Annotated in this window: 2 protein-coding genes; one reads left to right on the top strand and one right to left on the bottom strand. The window is 73.0% G+C overall.

Annotation, left to right across the window (positions count from 1 at the left end):
* Window positions 1-1,097 (bottom strand): glyceraldehyde-3-phosphate dehydrogenase (locus tag B7X32_RS19860; RefSeq protein ID WP_292723708.1); only part of this gene is annotated, 1,097 nt, incomplete at its 3' end.
* A gap of 237 nt (window positions 1,098-1,334) precedes the next feature.
* Between B7X32_RS19860 and B7X32_RS19855 the strand changes: the two genes are divergently transcribed.
* Entirely contained in the window at window positions 1,335-2,663 is a 1,329-nt protein-coding gene (locus B7X32_RS19855; RefSeq protein WP_292723706.1) for an amidohydrolase family protein, read from the top strand.
* The last annotated feature ends 473 nt before the right edge of the window (window positions 2,664-3,136 follow it).

Here is a 3,136-nt window from a genome sequence, read left to right as displayed (position 1 = left end):
ATCGCGGATCCGGTCAGCTTCCCCGCGAGCTCCGGCAGAGCCCGGGCGACGGCCTTCGCGGCGCCGGTCTCGGTGATGACCATGTTCAGCACCGCCGAGCGGCCGCGGCGGTCGCCCTTGTGGAAGTTGTCGATGAGGTTCTGGTCGTTCGTGAAGGAGTGCACCGTCTCGACGTGGCCGCGGACGATGCCGTAGGCCTCGTCGACCGCCTTGAGCACGGGGGTGATCGCGTTCGTCGTGCAGGACGCGGCGGACAGGATCCGGTCGCCGTCCTCAATCGTGGCGTGGTTGATCCCGTGCACGATGTTCTTCAGATCGCCCTTGCCGGGCGCGGTGAGCAGCACGCGGGCGACGCCCGTGGACTCGAGGTGGCGGCTGAGGCCCGCCTCGTCGCGCCAGCGACCGGTGTTGTCGACGACGATCGCGTCGCGGATGCCGTAGGCGGTGTAGTCGATCGTGCCGGGGTCGTCCGAGTAGATCACCTGGATCCGGGTGCCGTTGGCGATGAGCTGCGAGTTCTCCTCGTCGACGTCGACGGAGCCCTCGAAGCGGCCGTGCACCGAGTCGCGCAGCAGCAGGGAGGCGCGCTTGACGAGGTCGTTCTCTGCGCCCTTGCGGACGACGATGGCGCGCAGCCGCAGGCCGCTGCCGCCGCCCGTGTGCGCGATGAGGATGCGGGCCAGCAGGCGCCCGATGCGGCCGAAGCCGTAGAGCACGACGTCGGTGGGCTCGGCGGGCGCCGTCTCGCCCAGCGCAGGGGCGAGCTCGGCGCGGAGCCGCTCGACGATCTCGGCGGCGTCGCCCTGTGCGTGCTCCACGAGACGCCCGATGTCGAGCGAGGCGGAGGAGGGGGCGAGCTCGCGGAGCGCCTCGAGCACGGCGAGCGTGTCCTCCAGCGGGAGCTCGTCGTGGCCGAGGCCGGCGACGCGCTCGTGCACCTCGAGGATCTCGGTGGTGGACAGCCCGAGCAGACGGTGCCCGTGCAGCGACGTGACCACGTCACGATCGCGGTTCAGCCCGCCGATCAGCGGGATCATCCGCTCGGCGAGTTCTTCTCTGGCCTTCCAGTCGTCGCGGCGCGCGGCGAAGTCGTTCATCAGCGTCCTTGCAAGCACATGCGCCAGGGGATCGATGGCGCGGGATCGGGTAGGGCGGATCCGCCCTCATCCAGGGTAGGCGGCCGCCCAGGGGGCACCCGGCCGATCAGGGCCGCAAGAATCGGCCTTCTTTGCGCCTCGCGCAAGGCGGACCAGCGCTTCCCGCGACAGCGACCGCAAATCGCGGCGGATCCGTCTCCTCGAAGCGTCGATCTATTCGTCTACACTGGTGGAATAATGAACCAGACACCGCTCGGCGACGACGCCGATCTCCTCCTGCACGGCGGACGGATCCGCACTCTCGACGGACACGGGGCGACGACCGACGCCCTCGCCGTCCGCTCCGGTCGCATCGTCGCCCTCGGCGCCGATGCGCGGCGGATGCACGCGGCGGAGAGCATCGACCTCGACGGCCGCACCGCGATCCCCGGCGTGAACGACGCGCACCTGCACGCGGCCTGGCTCGGCGCCCGCTGGCCGCACCTGTTCTTCTCCTCCGCATCGCCGGCCGAGCAGCCCGCGGGAGCGCTCGTGCGCACCGCGTCCGAGCGCAGGGCGGCCCTGCAGAACGCCTGGCGGCTGCTCGCCGCGCTCGGCATCACGAGCTACACCGAGCCGGGGATCGGGCCGGGCGAGGACGCCGGCGAGACGGGCTGCTTCGGCACCGCGATGATGGACGCCTACCTCGCGCTGCACCGCGAGGGGGCGCAGACGGCACGGGTCACGCTGCTGCGCCTGTTCGGCACGCTGGACGGATCCTCGGAGCTCGAGGACTTCGAGCGGGGCATCCGCGCCCCGCAGCCTGCGACGGATCCGCACTGGCTCGCGGTGACCGGCGTGAAGATCTTCGCGGACGGGATCCCCCCGATGACGACCTCGTGGGTGAGCGAGCCCTACCCCGACGGCACCTCGGGAGAGCTGCTGCCGCAGAGCGCCGACGGCGCGCTGCACGCGTACCGGCGGATGATCGCGATCGCGCTCGAGCGCGGCGAGCAGGTCGCGGTGCACGCGACCGGCGACCGCTCGATCGAGGAGTTCCTGCGCGTGCTCGAGGAGCACCCTGGGCCGTCCGGCGCGGCGCCGCACTACGTCGTGCACGCCGACCTCGCGAGCCCCGCGCAGATCGAGCGGATGCGCGCGATCGGCGCCGGGTTCGCCGTGCAGCCGCTCATCGCGGAGCACACCAGGGACTGGGCGGGCGCGCAGCTCGGCCCCGAGCGCACCGCCGCCGCGTGGCCGCTCGACGAGATGATCGCGTCCGGCGCACTGACCACGATCACCAGCGACGCCCCGATCGCGACGCCGGACTGGCGCATCGGACTGGACGCCTCGCTCGCCCTGCTCGGCCGCGACGACGCCGGCACCCGCGAGCAGCTGCTCCGGCGCGTGACCGTCGACCCGGCCCGCCAGGACGGCGCCGCGGCGTGGAAGGGGGCGCTCGAGGTCGGCAAGGTCGCCGACATCACGGTCCTGGACGAGGATCCCGCCGACCCCGGCCGCCCCTTCGCCGGCATCGGCATCGCCCGCACGATCGTCGACGGCCGGACGGTGTTCCCCCGGCGGTGAGCTCACGGGAACGCACCCCGCGCTCGCGCCGAATCCCCCTCCCCCGACCGCACCGGATCCTGCCGAGCACACGGGATCTTCGCGCGAACGAGCCGTGCACTCGACGGCTTTCCGTGCACTCGGCACCTGGCGGTATCGACGAGCCCGGGCGCGGACCGCGCGAGCCGCGAGTGCACGGGAACCTGCCGGGCGCACAGGAACGTGCCCCGCTCTCTGGCCGAAACCCCGCGGGCGCACCGGATCCTGCCGAGCGCACAGGTTCTTCGCGCGAACGAGCCGTGCACTCGACGGCTTTCCGTGCACTCGGCGCGGGCCGCGCGCACCCGCGAAAGGGGCGGGCGACGTGTCCGCTCGTCGCCCGCCCTGGATCCGGCCCCGTCCGCGAGGACCGGATCCGGAAGCGCCGCCCGGCGGCCCTCCGAGAGGGGCCGGCGGGCGGCGCCGCTCTCACACCGCCGTGGCGATGAGCACCC

The sequence above is a fragment of the Microbacterium sp. 13-71-7 genome (genome assembly GCF_002257455.1).
In the GTDB taxonomy this organism is placed as follows: Bacteria; Actinomycetota; Actinomycetes; order Actinomycetales; family Microbacteriaceae; genus Microbacterium.
The sequence above is the reverse complement of the archived record's forward strand: the minus strand, read 5'-3'. Positions and strand labels throughout refer to the sequence as shown.